Source organism: Blautia obeum ATCC 29174 (assembly GCF_025147765.1).
GTDB lineage: Bacteria > Bacillota > Clostridia > Lachnospirales > Lachnospiraceae > Blautia_A > Blautia_A obeum.
On record NZ_CP102265.1, the window covers coordinates 3630005 to 3649956 of the forward strand.

The window sequence follows — 19952 nt, forward strand, 5'->3', positions numbered from 1 at the left end:
GTAAATCCTCATTTTTTCTGCTATTCTGCTCTATTTTGTTTCGGAATCACAACAAAAATACGGAATCCTTTTTCGCCATTGATCTGGAGATTTCCATTCAATGTATTTACACGTTCCTGCATATTTTTCAATCCGATTCCTGTTGTATTTTTGTCATAATCTGCGCAGCCTTTTCCATTATCTTCAATGCATAGCTGATATATTGCCGGATGCTCTCTCATAATAATTTTAATCTGTGTCGCAGAACTATATTTCATAGCATTCGATATAGCTTCTTTTACAATGCTGATAAAACAATATTTTATTTCTCTGGGTATTATTTCGGACATATCGTATTCAAATTCTACATTTTCTATCTTTATGTCCGTTATAATCCCCTTTATTGTTTCTTGAAGATTCACTGCATCATCATGAAGATCATGCACACTTGAGCGGATACTATCCATGGCAGAATTAAGTGAATTATCCAGCCCTTTTAAAAGACTATCCAGATTCTGATCCTTATTTATGGCTCTGGCGGCCCCGGTTAGCAGAATCGTTCTAGACAGCACATGTCCCACATTATCATGGATTTCTCTTGCAATTCGATTTCTTTCACGAAGCGTTGCTGCATAAATTTCGGAATTCTGTTTTTCTGCCAGCGCCTTATTTTTTTCTGACAAAAGAAGTGCTTTTTCTTCTCCTGAATCCACAGTTTTTCGTAATTCAATGTCCATTTTATCGTACTTATAAGTTTTCTTTTCCAATATAGCCGCAAGCAGACATCCAACCACATATTTTGCCATTATTTCTATGTGCATATCCCCATATTTCCCCAGCAGAATTACCCCTGCCATACTTATGGCCAGTCCCATCTGCCAGTTTATTTCTTTTATCAGTGCATATATCAGAATCGGATAAAACATTTCTATTTCTGGCACTACAAGTGCCATTAAAGCAAATACTGTACAAACCAAAACTTTTGTACTTTTTCCATGTATGAAATAGATTCCGCAAATCAGGATTACCGCCCAGAGAATCGCAAAAATCAGCGTCCTGTCAGGTTCTTTCCACAAAAGGACTATCAGACTATATATAAACAGTAGTCCCATATCCTGAAAATATCCCATATTCCTCCATTCTAAAGGTTTCTGTAAAGAATTTATTCTCTTTCATTGCCTGTCTTTTATTATGTTTTTCTTTTACATATTTATAATATAACACATTCCAGTATATTCAAAGTGACAAATGTCACCTCTCCATTTTTGTCTCCATTCCGTGACAAATGGTTACTGTTCACTCCGTTCAGTGACAAATGTCATCCTTTTTCTGTGACATCCTGCACTTGGTATTTCACACAATTTATCTTATAGTATAGTCAGGAAGAAACACTTGTCTGCTTCCGGTATTTATGCATATCTGCCCCTGTCAGATACTCATGATTTAAACTTTTTGTATGGAAGGAGTTATTATGATTCATATAGAAAATCTGGTAAAAAGATATGGTGATCTGGTTGCTCTGAATCATCTGAATCTCGATATTCATGAAGGAGAGATTTTTGGTCTGCTTGGCCCTAACGGTTCCGGAAAAACAACCGCGATCAACTGTCTCCTCTCTCTTTTAAAATATGACAAAGGAACGATCGAAGTCTTTGGCCAGCCTATGACCCCTGAGAGTTATCAGGTCAAACAGCAGATTGGCATTGTTTTGCAGAATGTCGCTGTTTTTGACGAATTGACAGTATATGAAAATATCGATTATTTCTGCGGTTTATATGTTTCTGATAAAAAACGTCGCAAAGAACTGGTCAATGAGGCAATTCAGTTTGTCGGGCTCGAAGATTACTGTAAAACCCGCCCCGGGAAACTTTCTGGCGGTCTGCTGCGACGGCTGAATATTGCTTGCGGTATCGCTCACAAGCCTCGTCTGATCATTATGGATGAGCCTACCGTTGCAGTTGATCCGCAAAGCCGTAATAAAATTCTCGAAGGTATCCAGAAACTGAACGAACAGGGTTCCACTATCATTTATACTTCCCACTACATGGAGGAAGTAGAACAGATCTGTACCCGCATCGCAATTATGGACCACGGACGGGTAATTGCATCCGGAACCACTGAGGAACTGAAGAAAATGATCAAAACAGGCGAAACGATCACAGTGGAAGCAATTCTTCTCGAAGAAAAACACCTTCAGGATATCAGGAATCTTTCTCATGTTTTTGATGTGCATTATGAAAATCAGATTCTCTCTCTCCGCTGCACAGGTGCTCAGCATAATCTGATTCGTCTTCTGAACTACCTTCAGAGTCAGGACATTACTTTTGGAAGAGTCTTTTCCGAACTTCCAACTCTGAATGATGTCTTTCTGGAGATTACAGGAAAACAACTTCGTGATTAATATTTGTGTATATTTATACATAAATATGCATAAATTCACAGAAAGGATTTTTTATGCTGCATTTAATAAAGTATAATCTTCTGGTTAAATTACGTAACTTTAATATGACCTTCTGGCCGCTTGTTTTTCCTCTGATTCTTGGTACCTTCTTCTTTTTTGCATTTGGAAACCTGAATGATGCAGATTTTGAGACCGTTCAGGTAGCTATGGTGCAGGAAACCAGCCCTAATCCACTGTTCAGCTTTTACATAGACCAGGTTAAAAAAAGTAATTCAGATCTTCTGAACATTCAGGAGATGGATGAATCTGCAGCGCTTACTGCTTTAAAAAACAAGGAAATCTCTGGTATCTATTACAATGAAATGACTCCGTCTCTGACAGTTAATACACATGGCATTCCGGAAAGTATCCTTCAGTCTGTTCTGGAAAGTTACAATAACAACCTGCACACGATACAGAATATCCTGAAAAAACATCCTTCCGGAATTCTGGAAGGACTTTCACAGATGACAGATACCCGCGATCTTGTACAGGAACTTTCCCTGGGTGGAAAAACGATCGATGGTAATTCGCAGTTTTTTTACGCTCTGATCGCCATGGCGTGCCTGTATGGATGTTTTATCGGCTTTGGCGCCGCGATCACGTTACAGGCCAATTTAACAGCTCTGGCGACAAGACGTTGTGTTACTCCCACCCATAAACTCAAACTGATTTTATCCGAGCAGATTACTTCCTTTCTGCTCGGATATACCGATGTAATTATTTTACTCATTTATCTCAGTATCATGCTGAAACTGGATTTTCAGGGACAAATAGGAAAAATGCTTATCATTTCACTGTTCGGAAGCCTGATCGGTGTTTCTGTGGGGCTGTTTGTCGGAAGTCTCGGCAAACTGAGTGAAGGTATAAAAGTTGCTGTTATCCTTGCGATTTCCATGGTCTGCAGTTTTCTTGCAGGACTCATGAACAGTAACATGAAAGATCTCGTAGAAAAACATGCTCCGATCATCAACCGCATCAATCCTGCTGCCCTGATTTCAGATGCATTTTACTGTATCAATGTTTACAATGATACAGCTCGCTATTACCGCAATCTTGTCACACTTGCAGTTATGAGCGCTGCTTTTGTTATGGCTTCATTTTTACTGATCAGGAGGAATCGCTATGACAGTATTTAAAGGCTATATGAAAATATTAAAAAAGAATATCGGTCTGGTGATCATATATCTGGTTATTTTTTTCTCCGTTGCCATGGCTCTTCAGGCAGCTGCCAGCAAAGAGCATCTGGAAGATTTTGAAAAAGCGCGAGTGGATATTGCCGTTGCAGATAATGATCAGAGTACTCTTTCTCATGCTTTAACAGACTATCTCAAAACAATCCATAATGTTTCTGAGATTTCCAGTGATCCTTCTGTTATGCAGGAAGAGCTTTTTTACAGAAATGCAGAATATATTGTACAGATTCCAAAAGATTTCTATAAAACTTGCATTGTACAGGATAGCCCGATTTCCGTCACAAAGATTCCCGGATCCTATACTTCATTTTATGTAGACCAGCAGATCAATGCATGGCTGAATAATGTGCGCACATACATTGCTTCTGGTTTTTCTCAGAAAGAAGCTGCAAAAGCCGCTCTGGAACAGCCTTCCTCCAGGGTTTCCATGTATCAGGACACCGAAACCACTTCCGAAACACCGGCATATACCTATTATTTCCGTTATGTTCCCTATCTGTTTCTGGCTGTTCTGTGCTATTCCATGGGCTATATTCTTCTTGCTTTTCAGAAAGAAGATATCCAGAAACGTATGCAGGCTTCATCCGTTTCCATTCGCCGGCAGAACCTTGAAGGACTGCTTGCCATGTTTACGATCGGAGTCGGTTTATGGCTGATCGCCGTCACAGGTGCAATTGTCATGTATCAAAAAGATCTCCTGGCTTCCGGTGTTCTGACCTATTATCTCCTGAATACCTTTGTGATGATGATGGTCTCGCTGTCTCTGTCTTATCTGCTCGGACTTTTTGTAAAAAACAGCAACATGCTCAATGGACTTTCCAATATTATTTCTCTTGGCATGTGCTTTTTGTCCGGTGTTTTTGTACCAATGAGTGTTATGGATAAAAAAGTACTTAAAATAGCACAGTTTCTTCCAGTCTACTGGTATGAGGACATCAATGAAACGCTCGCCAGATATCATAGCGTTTCCGGCAATATTGCCACAGATATCTGGAAATCTCTGGGAATCGAAGTTATGTTTGCTCTGGCATTTGTTTCTGTCATTCTGGCTCTTTCGAAATATAAACGACAGAAGTAGGGAAATGTACCCTCACTTCTCCAGAAAAAAAGAACTCCTGCTCTTGTGTTATTCATCACATTTTACTGTGAAAATCAACATAAGCATGAGTTCTTTCTTTTATCTTTTTTTCAAGTCGAACAGTCAACTCTGTCAGAAGAAGATTCCAACCTGCTCCAGAAACTGTTCCGGCACTTCCACATGTGGAAAATGCTTAGTTTCTTTAAGTGTTACAGCTTCAACAGACGGATTGACGTTCTTATATGCTTCTACGATCGCTTCTCCATTGTTCTCAGCTTCACCTTCAACAATATAAAGACTGTTATCGATTTCTTTCAGTCCACGGGTAATATCAATATTCATATATTTAGATGCTTTATTTGCATAAACATTCTTTGCATAACAGCCGCCTCTGTGCGCTGCCTCATAATATGCATCCTGCAGGTCTCTGTCCGGATGGAACGGATCAAATGCATAATTCTCAATGAATTCGTTATTAACAGCATCTCTTGATACGACCATGTGATAAACCAATGTTCCAAACACCGGAATTTCCAGACATCTGCGGAGAAGTTTTTCTTTCTTTCCAGGCATCTGTTTCAGACTTGAAAGACTGACCGGATTTACCATCATAATCTTGTTGAACAGATCTTTTTCATTGTGACATGCCATCACAACAAAAGATACTGCATATCCGTTCACGATAACATCTGTCTTCTTTCCGATCACATTTTTAATAAAATCGCAGATAGCCTGTACATAAACAAAGTTTGTATAAGTTATTCCTGACTTCTCAGAACGTCCGCATCCCGGAAGATCCAGGTTATAGACCGTATGTTCCAGTGCAAGATCATCCTCGATCTTACCCCACTCATATCCGGAACCACCCGGAAGCATATCATGGATCAAAAGGATCGGGCTTCCTTTGCCCTTTTTTGTATAATAAATATCACCAAAGCGCCAATGATAATAGTTTCTTACATCAGTGTCCAGCATTTCCTTCAGACAGGCGGATGCTGCGATCACTTTATTTATAATATGAATAGTGGCAGTTGTTGTCATAACCAGTGCTGCTGCAGTCAGCAGACGTTTGCTGTGTTTCTTCATGTTCTACCTCCCTTTTTCCATCACCTGAATATCTATATTATACGATAAAAAAGGTCTTTTTACAATCTATAACAGAGAAAGAAGTTTCTCTACATCTTCCATTCTGGTTGCCCAGCTGGTTGCAAATCGGACTACCGTATGTGTATCATCCTTCTTCTCCCAGAAGCTGAACTGGACATCTTTTTTTAATTCTTCCATCTTACGGTTCTCCAGAACTACAAACTGCTGATTAGTAGGTGAATCTATGTAAAATGTATATCCTTTTTCTTTCAGGCCCTCTTTAAGAACGGCGGCTGTTTCGATAGCATTTTTACCAATTTCAAGATAAAGATCATCTGTAAAAAGCGCATCAAACTGCACCCCCGTAAGTCTGCCTTTTGCAAGCAGGGCTCCATGCTGTTTGACTCTTGTAAGAAAATGCTTTGGCATACTGTCTCCGGTAAACACAACAGCTTCTCCGCATAAAGCACCCGCCTTGGTTCCTCCGATATAAAATACATCACAGAGTTTCGCAATGTCCTGTAAAGTCACATCTGTTTCTTTGCTGACCAGTCCATAGATCAGTCTGGCCCCATCCATAAAAAGCGGAAGCTTATATTCTCTGCACACTGCTGAAATTTCTGTCAGTTCTTTCTTTGTATACAGGGTTCCATACTCTGTTGGATGGGAAATATAAACCAATCCCGGAAATACCATATGCTCATGATTCTCATCTCCGTAAAAAGTCTCAACCAGATTCTTAAGATCCGCCACACGGATCTTGCCATTCTTTTCCGGAAGTGTCAGGACTTTATGACCGGTAAATTCAATCGCACCGGCTTCATGTGTACTGACATGTCCCGTCTGAGCCGCTACAACGCCCTCATACGGCTGTAACATCGTATCAATGACAATCTGATTGGTCTGCGTGCCGCCTGTCAGTAAAAAGACTTCTGCGTCCTCACAGCCACATGCCTTCTTGATCTTTTCTTTTGCTTCTTCACAGTAATGGTCGGTTCCATATCCAGGAAGCTGCTCCATATTGGTATCGATCAGGTGCTGAAGGACTTTTTCGTGTGCCCCTTCTGAATAATCATTTACAAAATATAACATCTCTGATTCCTCGCTTATTATAAAATCGACTCTATTTTATCACCAGGAAGATTTTTTTACCACTAACAAACAAAAAAATACCCCGCGAGCAACTCGCGGGGCAGGTTCGTATAAATTTAATTTTCTTCTGTAACTGTATCGGATGTACTTTCTTCGGCATCTTCCGTATCCGGATTCACCATCTTCTGATAAGCTTCATCCAGATCTTTTACATTCATCTTGTTCACCAGATAAACTTTATCCTCAACTACCGCCGCATAGAAGTTTGTATCATATTCATAATACTTCACCGTAGTTTCCTTTCCGTCTTTATCTTTAAAGATAAAGATATATGCCGGATCTCCTTCTGGAGTATACTCCTCAGTAAGACGTTCCTGTGCGGTCATGTTGATGAGTTTATTGTAGAAAGTCGTGAATGTGGATTCATCGAGGTCTTCGCCATCTAACTTGTAAGTTGTTGTAGTAGTCTCTTCCTCATCATCAGAAGAACTTTCATCAGAGGAGTCTGTATCTGTGGTATCTTCATCTTCTGCCTTTACGGTTTCCGTTACAATGTTTATTGTATGATCTCCGTCTGCGCTCTGTACTTCCAGGGAATCCAGATCATTAACCGATACATAGCTTACTGTCAGGTTGTAGAAATCAGACATTGTACTGTCGAGGATATCTGTCAGAGAATCTTTCGTGATCGTGTAAACTTCTTTGCTGTCATCTACTTTCACATAACGGTCATCGCCGGTCTCATCTCCCACATAAATGGTAAGCGTCTTCTCTACCTTCTGTGTTTCCTGTTCATCCTCGGTATACTTCACAGTGATAACTGCATACGGATCGTCAAATCCATACTTGGAATCGTCGGTGCAGTTATAATCTACAAATTTATCGTATGCCAGAGATCCGACTGCAGATGTTACAGTTCCTGCTTTTGTAGTATCTGCCTTCTCTGTAGTTTTACCATCAGACACATTCCAGAACAGATTGTCTGCATCCTGTGTAAGCTCATAACTATTCTCTTTATCTACTTTAACATCTGTGATCGTAGCTGATGTTACGGACGGGAATGTTCCACTCTCTGCGAAATCATATAAAGTTCCCATAAATGGCTCTATTGATGTACTGGATACCAGATAAACATTATTATCGTCATCTGCTTTCTTCACATAATACTGATTATTTGAAGATTCCATACCGACTTCAAGAGTCGTATCACCATCTGCAGTTGTCAGCGTAATCGTATTCTGTGGAGAATCCAGATCATACTGACTCATATCTTCCACATCGGAAATCTCCTGGTCAGCAGTCAGGGATGCAACTCCCTTGACTGCACTGTCAACCGTGTCCTGATTCACCGGAAAATTCGCATCAGATTTTTCTGTCCAGCTATCATCTTTTTTATCAAATTCTACTTCATTCTGGTCTGCGGTAAATGAAACTGCTGTTATATCATCTGCCTCCAGACTTACCAAATCTACGCTTGTGTCATTCTCTTCAGTTTCTTTCTCTTCCTGTGAGGTAACATAAAAGTTTACGCCTTCATACGCTGCACACAGCACTCCCAATACGACTACTGCCGAAACCAGTTTGACTGTTTTTTTCTTCATTTATGCCTTTCTCCTTTTCAGCCATACCATAAATCCCATTACCAGGAAGACTACCGGGATGATTCCCATTACCATGATCTTCCAGAAGCTTACATCATAAGCAGTCAGTGTCAGATAGGAAATCTGCAGGTTTTTAGATGGAACAGAAATTGTTGATGTCTCATCCGAGCTGCACATCCAGCTCAGAGAACTCATGATCATCTGTTCATTTCCACCGGATACCATCTGGTTGATCTGGCTGTCCATCAGATTTGAAGAAGTATAATAAACGATCTGTGTCTCTTTGTCATCATCCAATGTTTCTGTAATACTTACACCAAGATCAAACGGACCATCAATATCATCATCGGTTTTTTCAATCGTTCCACTATTGACATCCACTTTGGAATAAGCACTGTCAGAAGTTGTCAGAAGACTGTTGATCGTAACGGTATCTCTGACATCATCTGTCTTCTTGATTCCCTGTGCATAAGGCATCAGAACATAATAACCTTTGGATGCAAAATCAGAGACTGCATCGGTGCTGTTGACTGTCGGTACCAGATAATAAGGCATCTGCGCATAATGCTGTGAATCGCCTTCAATTACAACACCCTCTGTTCTCTCTACTCCATAGTTCTTGAGAACCGCATCAAAATTATCCATGGATTCTTCTGTATAATCAGAGAAGATCATAGCTTTTCCGCCATTTTCAAGATAATCAATGATCGCATCTTTCTCAGATTCGGAAATATCGGAAGTTGGTGCGTTGATTAGCAGGCACGCAGCATCATCCGGGACACTTTCTTCTGTGATCAGGTTCAGAGATTTAATATCAATATTTGCTTTCTGGATATCTTCCTGAAGAGTAGAATCCAGGTCTTTTTCACCATGTCCATCCAGTGTATAAAGAACCGGAAGGTCTTCGGAAGTTACATAGGAAATAGCACTGTCGATCTGTCCTTCTCCATCGAATCCTGTCGTTGTGGACTGATACGTATTATAATCAATCGAAGATTCATAAATACTGCTGTAATTTACAACTTTGCTTCTGTCACCACATACCACGATCAGACTGTTTGCAGCAACATCATCACTGGTATATTCTGACGTAAATTTCGGATTTACAACAGGATCTTTCTGTTCTACTTTAATATGATCTGATCCTTCTTCATATTTCTCAAGTAACTTTTTAATCGTTTCATCTTCAGAGCCGCTCTGTACGACCTGATAAATCGTTACATCTTTATCCAGTTTTTTCAGGAAGTTCTTTGTATCATCAGTGATACTGTAAAGTTTCTGAGCACTGACATCCACTTCTGTATATTTGGATGGAAGGGAACCAACGATCATATTGACTACAAGAACGATTACGATAAATACTGCACTGATCACAACGCTGTAAGAACCGTTCTTGATGTATTTTTTATTCATGGAATCCTTTATTTTCTGTTTTAAAGGTTTCTTTTCTTTTTTGGCTGTCTCTTTTGCCGGATTTTCAATCTTATCTGCTTTCTTTGCTTTCAGTTTTTCCGTAAATTTCATTGTCTCCCACCTCCTTAATTCCAACGTCTCTTGGCAATCGACTGTACAGTCAGAAACAGGCAGACTGCAATCACAGACAGGAAATACAAAATGCCTTTGACATCAAAGATTGCATTTGCAAAATTGTCAAAATGGCTGCTCAGGTTGAAGATATCCAGAATTTTCTGGATTCCACCTGAGAAAAAGCTGGAATTTACAACATAAACAATGACAAGTGCGATCTCCCCAACTACACAGATGACTGCTGAGATCAGGAAGTTTTTGATCATTGTATAGATTATGATCGCTGCTGCCAGAATCAGAAGTCCAAATGTAACACAGGTAGAAAGTGCTCCTTCTGAGAAGAAAGAGGAAATTCCATTCATCATATAAAAAGCAAACAGAATAACAAATGTCAGTACTGCCGCAATTACCTGACTTTCTGTCAATGAGGAAATAAACACACCAATTGCAAGATTTGCACATCCCAGAAGGAAAAATCCAAGGATCGCAGTGTATGCTGCTCCCAGAGATACTGTTCCGAATTTTGTCATGAGCAGTGGATACAGACACATAATCAGCATCGGAATCGCAAAGATCGTAACCAGTGCAAAATATTTACCAAAAACAATTTTTTCAATAGACACCGGTGCTGTAAGAAGCAGCTGATCTGTTTTCTGTTTACGTTCTTCTGCAAGAACTCGCATTGTAAGAATCGGCACACTGATCAGAAATACAAAGGTCAGTGCACTTAATGTGTACTCAAAACGAGGATATGCTGCACCAAGCTGATATGCCGAAAAATAAATACCTGTCAGAAACAGGATAAAAAATATGAACAGGTAACCGATCATAGAAGTAAGGTAACTTCTCAGCTCCCTTTTATATACTGCGATCATTTATTTTCCCCCTCCTTTTTGTCTGTCTCTTTTTCGTTCTTTTTCTTCTTATCATCTTCAGTCAGTTCAAGGAAGATTTCCTCCAGAGATACTTTCTTAGACTTCATTTCCAGAATCGGGCAGTGTGCATCTGCCATCCTGAAGAACACTTCTTCGCGGATATCCATATCCTCTTTCGTAGAAAGTGTTACATTCCATGCATGTTCTTCCTTCGCAGATGCGACAGTGATATCTTTCACACCATCAATCTGTCCAAGTGCAATGCGAATATGATCTTTATCACCTTTCACAAGCAGATTTAAGGTATTGGAACCTTCTGCAAGTTTTCCAAGGTTTTCCGGTGTATCACTGGCAACCAGTTTTCCATGAGAAATGATCAATACATAATCGCAGACAGCACTGACTTCTGACAGAATATGCGAACTTAAAATAACCGTATGTTTCTTCTTAAGGCTCTTGATCAGATCACGGATCTCAATGATCTGTTTCGGGTCAAGACCTACGGTTGGCTCATCCAGGATGATTACTTCCGGATAACCAAGAATTGCCTGTGCAAGTCCAACTCTCTGTCTGTAACCTTTGGACAGATTCTTGATCAGACGGTTTTTCATATCGGTAATCTTTACCATTTCCATGACTTCTTCTACCATGGATTTTTTTTGATCTTTTGGGATTTTTTTGAGATCAGCAACGAAATTCATATATTCGCCTACTGTCATGTCGAAATAAAGAGGCGGCATCTCCGGCAGATAGCCGATGCATTTTTTTGCCTGCTCCGGTTCATCCAGTATGTCATGACCATCAATGGTTACCGTTCCCTCCGTAGATGCTATATAACCAGTAATCATATTCATAGTCGTAGATTTACCAGCTCCGTTTGGCCCCAGAAAGCCGTAGATTTTGCCTTTCTCGATTTTAAAAGAAAGGTGGTCAACTGCCGTATGGTCTCCATAGCGTTTGACCAGATTGTTTACTTCAATCACAAGTCTCTCCTCCTTTTTCTTTAAACAGAATATTGTATTCTGCAAATATTTACAAAATAAAAGATGCCTCCAGGTGAAACAGAGATAGGGGGTACCTGGAAGCATCTTCCATAATGAGCCGACTTTAACGTCTGCTCTGAAAATATTCTATGAGGAAGTTGTGATAAAAATTGGATAAATCTGTGATGATTTTGTGAAAATAAAACGTATTTTTGAAATAGTTTTTCTAAAAACAGTTTCTGTTTATGAAAGAGGCTCTTTCAGAGGTGTTCCTGCCTTACGCGGATAGCGGCCCGGTGTTGGTTTCATTTTCTCGATTACAACGAGAGAACGCTGGATTTCAGAATCCGGAAGATTAAAATAAACCACATCCTGAATCTTGCCGCCGAGGATCTTAACTGCTTTTTCTGCCTGCTGCAGTTCTTCCTGAACCGTGCCAGACTTGTAAGAAATAAAATTTCCGCCCACTTTTACATATGGAAGACAGTACTCAGACAACGTAGCCAGATTGGAAACCGCGCGGGATACGCACAGATCATACTGCTCACGGTATGCTTTATTTTTGGCAAATTCTTCTGCCCTGCCATGAATTGCAGTAATATTTTCCAGTTTCAGAAGAGCAAAGGTTTCTTCGAGAAAATTAACTCTCTTCTTCAATGAGTCAAGAAGACAGGCTTCCAGATGCGGAAACGCAATCTTAAGTGGTACTCCCGGAAATCCGGCTCCTGTTCCGATATCCATAATTTTGCTGACTTTTGTCATATCTACTGCCTTCACACAGGCAAGACTGTCCAGGAAATGCTTTACCAGCACTTCCTGAAACTCGGTAATACCAGTCAGGTTCATGACCTTGTTTTTTTCTGCCAGATATTCATAAAAAGCAATAAACTGCTGTTTCTGTGTATCATTCAGAGCAATTCCGAGTTCTTCACACCCTTGCTCCAGTACTTTCAGATCATAAGACAATATTATATCCTCCTATTCTCAGGAATTTGAATTTCTTCTGTATTGTTCAAGATAAACCAGCAGTACAGAGATATCCGCAGGAGATACGCCTGAAATACGAGATGCCTGTCCGATAGAGATTGGACGGTATTCTTCCAGTTTCTGCCTTGCTTCGATACGAAGACTGCCAACCTTTTCATAATCCAGGTCTTCCGGAATTTTCTTTGCTTCCAGTTTTTTGAACTGCTCTACCTGCTTCAGCTGTCTCTTGATATATCCCTCATATTTCAGATTGATCTCTACCTGCTGCTTCACATCCCATGGAAGCTCCGGTCTTTCTTTGTCAATTGGTGCCAGATCTTCATAGTTCAGTTCCGGTCTACGGATCAGTTCTGCAATCGTTGTTCCGGATTTCAGAAGTGTACTTCCTTTTTCTTCCAGCAATTTCTGGACCTCCGGTGTTCCGCCGATCGTTGCATGTTCGGTACGCTCGATTTCTTTCTGAATTGCCTCTTCTTTTCGAAGAACTGCCTGATATGTTTCTTCATCGATCAGACCAACCTGATATCCTTTTTTACGGAGACGAAGATCTGCATTATCCTGTCTCAGCAGAAGACGATATTCTGCACGGCTTGTCATCATTCGATACGGTTCATGGTTTTCTTTTGTAACCAGGTCATCGATCAGTACTCCAATATAAGCTTCGGAACGGTCCAGAACCAGCTGTTCCCGGCCTTTTACCTCCATAGCTGCATTGATTCCGGCAATCAGCCCCTGTGCTGCTGCTTCTTCATATCCGGAGCTTCCGTTAAACTGTCCGCCACTGAACAGGCCTTTGATCTTTTTGAATTCCAGCGTCGGATACAGCTGCCGTGGATTGATGCAGTCATACTCAATTGCATAGGCGTTCTTAACAATCTTTGCATGTTCCAGTCCCGGAACAGAATGGTACATTTCATCCTGTACATCTTCCGGAAGAGAACTGGACATGCCTCCAATATACATTTCGTTCGTATAAAGTCCTTCTGGTTCAATAAATACCTGATGACGTTTTTTATCCGCAAAACGAACGACCTTGTCCTCGATAGATGGACAGTATCTCGGTCCGGTACCTTCAATCATACCGGAATACAATGGCGAACGGTCCAGATTATTACGGATGATCTCATGCGTTTTTTCGTTTGTATAAGTCAGCCAGCAGGACTTCTGCTGGATCTGTACAGACTCCGGATCCGTTGAAAATGAGAATGGAACTACTCTTTCATCGCCAAACTGCTCTTCCATTTTGGAATAATTGATCGTATTTCCGGCAATTCGTGCCGGTGTTCCTGTCTTGAAGCGGAACATCTCGATTCCAAGCTCTTTGAGTGAATCTGTCAGATAATTGGCCGCCTGCAGTCCATTTGGTCCGGTATAATTGCTGACATCACCGTAGATACATCTTGCTTTCAGGTACGTTCCTGTACAGAGTACAACTGCCTGGCAGTGATAAACTGCACCTGAATAAAGCTGCACTCCTGTAATTTTGCCTTCTTCCACGAGAAGCTTTGTGACTTCTCCCTGTTTAATGGTCAGATTCTCCTGATTTTCCAAAGTCTTTCTCATCTCTGTGCTGTAGGCCTGTTTGTCTGCCTGTGCTCTCAGTGAATGAACTGCCGGTCCCTTGGAACTGTTCAGCATCTTTGACTGAATAAAAGTTTTGTCGATATTTTTTCCCATCTCTCCGCCAAGCGCATCCAGTTCTTTTACCAGATGTCCCTTGGAGCTGCCGCCGACATTCGGGTTACATGGCATTAAGGCAATACTGTCTACGCTTACCGTAAACATTACTGTATCCAGCCCCAGACGTGCACAGGCAAGTGATGCTTCACAGCCTGCATGTCCCGCTCCTACTACAACAATATCACAGGTTTTTTCCAGTGTTTTTGTCTCCATTATTTATCTTCCCTTCTTATTTACCAACGCAGAATTTGCTGAAAATCTCGTTTACAAGGTCTTCTCCCACAGATTCACCCACGATGCGTCCAAGACTCTCGTACGCATTCATCAGGTCAATGGAAAAGAAGTCCTCGGACATTCCCATAGCAATACTGTCCATTACAAGCTTCAGGCTTTCCTTTGATTCTTCAAGTGCGGCCTTATGACGGGCATTTGTAATATATACCTCATCGTTAAAGGAAAGCTCTCCATGGAAAAACATCCTCTTGATCTCATCCTCCAGCTGACTGATTCCGGTTTCTTCCACAACAGATACCGGAATGACCGGGCTTCCTGTTTTTTCCTTTAATTCTTCAATATCAACAGCCGCCTCAAGATCTGTTTTATTGTAAATTACGATACTCTTCCGTCCGGAAAGTAATTCCATGATCTCGCGGTCATTATCATCCAGCGGCAGTGAAGAATCCACAACATAAAGGATCAGATCTGCGTTTTCCGCCATTTGTTTTGCCTTACCGACTCCGATCTTTTCGACAACATCTTCCGTTTCACGGATTCCGGCGGTATCGATCACGCGAAGCGTGATCCCGTTCAGAGAAATATATTCCTCCAGAATATCTCTTGTCGTTCCGGCAATTTCTGTAACGATTGCCCGGTCTTCTCCAACCAGAAAATTCAGAAGAGATGACTTTCCTGCATTTGGTTTTCCAAGGATAACCGTCTTGATTCCTTCCTGTATCATTCTTCCATCGTCCGCTGTTTTCAACAGTTCACTAATATTTTCACTCTCTTTTTCCACAATTTTCTGCAGTTCCTGTGGATAGTCTGTGAGGTCAAAATGTTCCGGATCATCCAGTGCCGTTTCTATATATGCAATCTGGTGAAGCAGTCTTGCACGAATTTCTTTAACAGCCCGCTGTACAGAACCCTTTAACTGTTCGACAGAACTTTTGAGTGCCATGGAATTCTTTGCCTGAATGACATCCATAACTGCCTCTGCCTGAGACAGGTCCAGCCTTCCGTTCAGAAATGCTCTTTTTGTAAACTCTCCCGGTTCTGCGATCACCGCACCATTTTTTAGAACAGTTTCCAGAACGCGTTTCATGGCATATACACCGCCATGACAATCTATTTCTACGGTGTCCTCACCCGTATATGTGTGAGGTCCTCTCATGATCATAACCAGTACTTCATCTACAACTTCTTCTCCATCATAGATAAATCCATAATGAATGGTATGGCTGACGACTGTACGAATATCTTTTTTTCCGTTTTTGGAACGATAGATCTTCGCGATCACATCCATAGCATTTTCGCCACTGATACGGACAATACCAATACCTGAAGCACTCATTGCTGTAGAAATTGCTGCAATTGTTGCGTCCATATTTCCTCCTAAGGATATATCTGCTGGCGCAGATATTATTCTAATATTTAGAATACCTACGGATTGTTCCGTGCTACGCAAGCTCATGTGGATTTAGAACTTTTCACCCTGGTATTCTATCTAAAAAAAGATGTTACCCCAGGTAAGCACACACGTCAAGACGTGTTATTCACGCTTTCACCTAGAATAACATCTTTTTTAGATTCATATATTAATATCTTTTTAATTTAACAACTACATGACGGTAAGGTTCCTCACCTTCACTGACTGTTTCAACAAATTTATTTCCCTGCAGTGCAGAGTGGATGATTCTTCTTTCATATGGATTCATCGGCTCAAGTACAACAGGTTTTCTGGTCTTTTTCACCTTGTAGGCAATTCCTCTTGCAAGGTTTTCCAGAGTCTCTTTACGACGTCTTCTGTAATCCTCTGTATCAAGTTTGACACGGATATAATCGGATTTGCCTTTATTTACAACAAGGCTTGTCAGATACTGGAGAGAATCCAGTGTCTGTCCTCTCTTACCGATAAGGATGCCCATATCTTCTCCTTCAAAATCAACTTCCAGACAACCGTCTGTTGTATTGTATTTTGAAGTGATCTGAACTTCTCCAAGATCCATGGAACCAAATACATCGCGAAGGAATACAAGTGCTCTCTCTTCAATATCTTTGATTTCTTCCGGATCTGTAATGATTTCGATCGGTTTTGATGCTTTTACCTGTTTTTCTTTCGCCGGTCTTTCTTTCTGTTCTTTTACCGGTTTCTCTTTTGCAGGTTTTTCTTTTGCAGGTCTCGGCTGTTTTTCTTCTTTTGATGCTTTTGCGGTTTCTGTCTTAGTCTCCGGTTTCACATCGTTCTGTCTGGAAACGGATTTCGGTGCAGATTTCTGTGTTTCTTTTACGGTATCTTCTTTAAAAGCATTAATTTTAACAGAATCAACGATTTTTTCGATTTCTTTTTCTTCAGAATTATCATATACTTTACGAGCTTTGATAATTGCCGGTTTACTTCCGATTCCAAAAAATCCGGAACTTCCTTCGCTGACTACCTGAATATCAAGCTGATCACTGGATACACCCAGTTCAATACATGCCTTTGTAATTGCCTCGTTCTTTGTTTTGGCTGAAAACTGCATATATTCATCCATAGTAAAAACCCGACCTTCCTTTCCTTATTTCTTCTTATTACGTTCTTCGAAATCTCTTACAAGATTTGCCTTGGCTGTGATACTTCCGGCTTTTGCATGAGATGCATTCTTGTAAGCTTCTTCTACTTTTTTTGCACGATTTGCTTCATCAGTACCACTCATGCCTTTTTCAATCTTATTGATGTTTCGGGCACTCTGATGAGCCTGATTTGTAATCTTCTGCGGCGGAAGTCCTTCTTTTGCTCTCTTGGCTTCCATCTTTTTCATATTTTCATTAACAAGGTCATCGATATTCATCTTGTTCAGATGACGGTTGATCAGCAGCTGCTGGATACTTCTTACTACGGAACTTGCGATCCAGTAAATACCAAGACCTACCGGGAAGGTGAAACAGAAAAATGCTGACATAAGCGGCATTACTGTGTTCATCGTCTTCATGGAACTTGCCATGGCATTGTTATCATTATTGCCATTCTGCGTCGCTGCCTGTGGCATAAGCTTCAGGTTGAGCATCTGTGTAGCCCAGGAAAGAAGCGGAATTGCAAGAGCTGCAATGATAAGGATCAGGGATCCCGTTTTGATATAACTCAGTGGCTGGTCAGCAATGTTCAGCACACCAAATGTCTGCATTTTCTGGATTTCAGAAGCAGTCTTGCTGATCTGATCTGAAAATCCGGAGAACTGGCTGATATTCTGTAAGGATTCCCACTGAGACGGAGACAGCGCATACAGGAAATCTACGATAGAATCTGCATTCTCAGTTACCTGTCTTACTCGTGTCATCTTGTTGTCTGTGATAAAGTTGTTGATGATATCTGTAAATCCGTCTACTGCAAGGATTTTTGTGCAGACACCGTTAAATACATTGTAAACACTTCCAACATAAGCCGGAATGTTCTGGATTACCTGATACAGAGTAAACAGGATCGGCATCTGGATTGCCAGCTGAACACAGCTTCCTGTCGCAGATACACCATATTTCTGGTAAACTGCCTGTGTTTCTTCCTGCATCTTCATCATGGAATCCTGATCTTTTTTACCCTGGTATTTTTTCTGGATCTTCTGGATCTCAGGCTGCATGATCGCACTCAGCTTGGAGAATTTCTGCTGTTTGATCTGCAGAGGAGTCATACAAAGGTAGATCAGAATACTGAAAATAATAATACAAAGGCCAAGATTCTGAATTCCTACGGCTTCCAGAACCTTGTAGATTGCATTCATGATCCATCCCATTACAACTGCAATCTGACCAATGATCGGGGTACCACTCTTAGTAGCCAAAATCATACTTTCCAATTTTCTAGTTCCTCCTGGATAATCTTATGAAGTAAACCGTCACGACGGACGGCTCATGCTCCATTTACACTTATGGTACGGGATCATATCCTCCATGAGAAAAAGGATTACAGCGTAATATTCTCCATACTGCAAGTAATCCTCCCTTAAGCGCACCATATTTTTCGATTGCTTCCAAACCATATTGAGAACATGTGGGAATATAAGGACACTTTGTTCTCTTCATCGGTGAAATATAGATCTGATAGAGTCGTATCATTTTAATAAGAAGTTTCTTCATCCGTTCCTCCTGCAATTGCATGCTTCTGTGCCAGATTCATAAAGGCACTCTCAATCTCCTGATAGCTTCTGTCCTTTGCAGAATTACGGGCGATCACTACAATATCAAGATTTCTGTCAAATTTTTCTTCATTTAAACGATAGCTTTCTCTGATCAGCCTGGTGAGTCTGTGGCGAACCACACTATTCCCTACTTTTTTACTTACTGATATTCCCAGACGATTCATCATGTGCTGATTAGGCAGCACGTACATCACCAGATACCGATTTGCTTTTGATGTTCCACGCTTGTAAACCTGTTGAAAATCTCTGTTTTTCTTTAAGGACTCTGAATATTTCATCGAATCCTCCTTTTTTCATTATAGAAGAAAAGACCACATCAACTGCGGTCTTATATCTTTAGGCTGATAACTGTTTTCTTCCTTTTAATCTTCTGGCAGCTAATACTTTACGGCCACCTTTTGTGCTCATACGAGCTCTGAATCCATGAACTTTAGCTCTGGATCTTTTCTTTGGCTGAAATGTCATTTTCATAGGTAAAGCACCTCCTTTATCTATTATAGCGTATTCGTAATATTTTCCTAGAACATCATTTCAATTATATTCATAATGACCCTGTTCGTCAAGCCAAAATATTAAAAATCTCAAGAAATATCAGCATTTCAGCCAATTGTGGATTAACCCACACATCTATGTGGAAAGTTATGGTTAACGTAAAGTTATCCACTTTTTGTGGATAACTTGTGGATAACTCTAATTTTTCCTGTGTTTTTATCCCCATTTTTCGACTGTTTTTTACACAACATACTCAAAAAGACCTTTATTTTACATCTTTTTCAGTGTGGATACACTTATACACAATCCCCATAGCTCTTTTTCCACTATTTCCAATGTTATGTAAACTTATGGAGTTTTATCCACCATTTCATGGTTATACACATGTGGACAAAGTGGAAAACTATCCCCGTAACATGTGAATTTTCCCCCTTTATACCCCCAATTAACCGTTGCTAATCACGCGAATTTATTATAATATATAAAAGGATATTTATGTCTTTTGACTTATACTATAAACTTTCAAAAAACCAGGAGATAGAAAC

At 40.5% G+C, this 19952-nt stretch carries 18 protein-coding genes; 3 read left to right on the forward strand and 15 right to left on the reverse strand.

Annotated elements, in window-relative coordinates; all coding sequences use genetic code 11:
* Nucleotides 1-20: 20 nt before the first annotated feature.
* Nucleotides 21-1109 carry a sensor histidine kinase gene (locus NQ503_RS17435; protein ID WP_005423813.1) on the reverse strand — a complete coding sequence of 363 codons (1089 nt, stop codon included), beginning with the start codon at nt 1107-1109 and terminating at the stop codon, nt 21-23.
* A 341-nt stretch (nt 1110-1450) separates the two neighbouring features.
* Between NQ503_RS17435 and NQ503_RS17440 the strand changes: the two genes are divergently transcribed.
* The 3 genes from NQ503_RS17440 to NQ503_RS17450 are packed head-to-tail and all read left to right on the forward strand — an operon-like array spanning nt 1451 to nt 4693.
* Nucleotides 1451-2380 carry an ABC transporter ATP-binding protein gene (locus tag NQ503_RS17440; RefSeq protein WP_022388832.1) on the forward strand — a complete coding sequence of 310 codons (930 nt, stop codon included), beginning with the start codon at nt 1451-1453 and terminating at the stop codon, nt 2378-2380.
* A 53-nt stretch (nt 2381-2433) separates the two neighbouring features.
* Nucleotides 2434-3558, forward strand: coding sequence for an ABC transporter permease (locus tag NQ503_RS17445; RefSeq protein WP_119200673.1), 1125 nt, complete (start codon nt 2434-2436; stop codon nt 3556-3558).
* Nucleotides 3545-4693, forward strand: a complete 1149-nt coding sequence (locus tag NQ503_RS17450; RefSeq protein WP_005423824.1) for an ABC transporter permease — start codon at nt 3545-3547, stop codon at nt 4691-4693. The genes NQ503_RS17445 and NQ503_RS17450 overlap by 14 nt, the downstream gene beginning before the upstream one ends.
* A gap of 132 nt (nt 4694-4825) precedes the next feature.
* On the opposite strand, the gene NQ503_RS17455 is transcribed toward NQ503_RS17450, so the two are convergent.
* From NQ503_RS17455 to rpmH, 14 genes are all read right to left on the reverse strand, one after another.
* Nucleotides 4826-5779 carry an alpha/beta fold hydrolase gene (locus tag NQ503_RS17455; protein ID WP_005423833.1) on the reverse strand — a complete coding sequence of 318 codons (954 nt, stop codon included), beginning with the start codon at nt 5777-5779 and terminating at the stop codon, nt 4826-4828.
* Between the two features lie 66 nt (nt 5780-5845).
* Nucleotides 5846-6871, reverse strand: a complete 1026-nt coding sequence (locus tag NQ503_RS17460; protein ID WP_005423834.1) for a threonine aldolase family protein — start codon at nt 6869-6871, stop codon at nt 5846-5848.
* Nucleotides 6872-6987: 116 nt separating this feature from the next.
* Nucleotides 6988-8472: a DUF4340 domain-containing protein gene (locus NQ503_RS17465; protein ID WP_005423835.1), complete on the reverse strand. Its 1485-nt coding sequence runs from the start codon at nt 8470-8472 to the stop codon at nt 6988-6990.
* The gene (locus NQ503_RS17470; protein ID WP_005423844.1) at nt 8473-9996 is read right to left on the reverse strand and encodes a GldG family protein; all 1524 of its coding nucleotides are present in this window, start codon (nt 9994-9996) and stop codon (nt 8473-8475) included.
* Between the two features lie 14 nt (nt 9997-10010).
* On the reverse strand, nt 10011-10874 hold the full coding sequence (locus tag NQ503_RS17475) for an ABC transporter permease (RefSeq protein WP_005423846.1): 864 nt from the start codon (nt 10872-10874) through the stop codon (nt 10011-10013).
* On the reverse strand, nt 10871-11857 hold the full coding sequence (locus NQ503_RS17480) for an ABC transporter ATP-binding protein (RefSeq protein ID WP_044925329.1): 987 nt from the start codon (nt 11855-11857) through the stop codon (nt 10871-10873). The genes NQ503_RS17475 and NQ503_RS17480 overlap by 4 nt, the downstream gene beginning before the upstream one ends.
* Before the next feature lie 243 nt (nt 11858-12100).
* Nucleotides 12101-12823, reverse strand: a complete 723-nt coding sequence (gene rsmG / locus NQ503_RS17485; RefSeq protein WP_022388841.1) for a 16S rRNA (guanine(527)-N(7))-methyltransferase RsmG — start codon at nt 12821-12823, stop codon at nt 12101-12103.
* Between the two features lie 18 nt (nt 12824-12841).
* A complete protein-coding gene (mnmG, locus tag NQ503_RS17490; protein WP_005423851.1) occupies nt 12842-14737 on the reverse strand; it encodes a tRNA uridine-5-carboxymethylaminomethyl(34) synthesis enzyme MnmG in 1896 nt (631 codons plus the stop codon).
* A 16-nt stretch (nt 14738-14753) separates the two neighbouring features.
* Nucleotides 14754-16127 (reverse strand): tRNA uridine-5-carboxymethylaminomethyl(34) synthesis GTPase MnmE, encoded by a 1374-nt coding sequence (gene mnmE / locus NQ503_RS17495; RefSeq protein ID WP_044925332.1) that lies wholly within the window; start codon nt 16125-16127, stop codon nt 14754-14756.
* A gap of 211 nt (nt 16128-16338) precedes the next feature.
* The gene (jag, locus tag NQ503_RS17500) at nt 16339-17277 is read right to left on the reverse strand and encodes an RNA-binding cell elongation regulator Jag/EloR (RefSeq protein ID WP_005423854.1); all 939 of its coding nucleotides are present in this window, start codon (nt 17275-17277) and stop codon (nt 16339-16341) included.
* A gap of 24 nt (nt 17278-17301) precedes the next feature.
* Nucleotides 17302-18564: a YidC/Oxa1 family membrane protein insertase gene (locus tag NQ503_RS17505; protein WP_259893526.1), complete on the reverse strand. Its 1263-nt coding sequence runs from the start codon at nt 18562-18564 to the stop codon at nt 17302-17304.
* A 79-nt stretch (nt 18565-18643) separates the two neighbouring features.
* Nucleotides 18644-18853, reverse strand: a complete 210-nt coding sequence (gene yidD, locus NQ503_RS17510; protein WP_005423862.1) for a membrane protein insertion efficiency factor YidD — start codon at nt 18851-18853, stop codon at nt 18644-18646.
* Nucleotides 18834-19193 (reverse strand): ribonuclease P protein component, encoded by a 360-nt coding sequence (gene rnpA / locus NQ503_RS17515; RefSeq protein WP_005423864.1) that lies wholly within the window; start codon nt 19191-19193, stop codon nt 18834-18836. Before rnpA ends, yidD begins: the two co-directional genes overlap by 20 nt.
* A 58-nt stretch (nt 19194-19251) precedes the next feature.
* Nucleotides 19252-19386, reverse strand: coding sequence for a 50S ribosomal protein L34 (gene rpmH, locus NQ503_RS17520; RefSeq protein ID WP_005423866.1), 135 nt, complete (start codon nt 19384-19386; stop codon nt 19252-19254).
* Nucleotides 19387-19952: the final 566 nt, after the last annotated feature.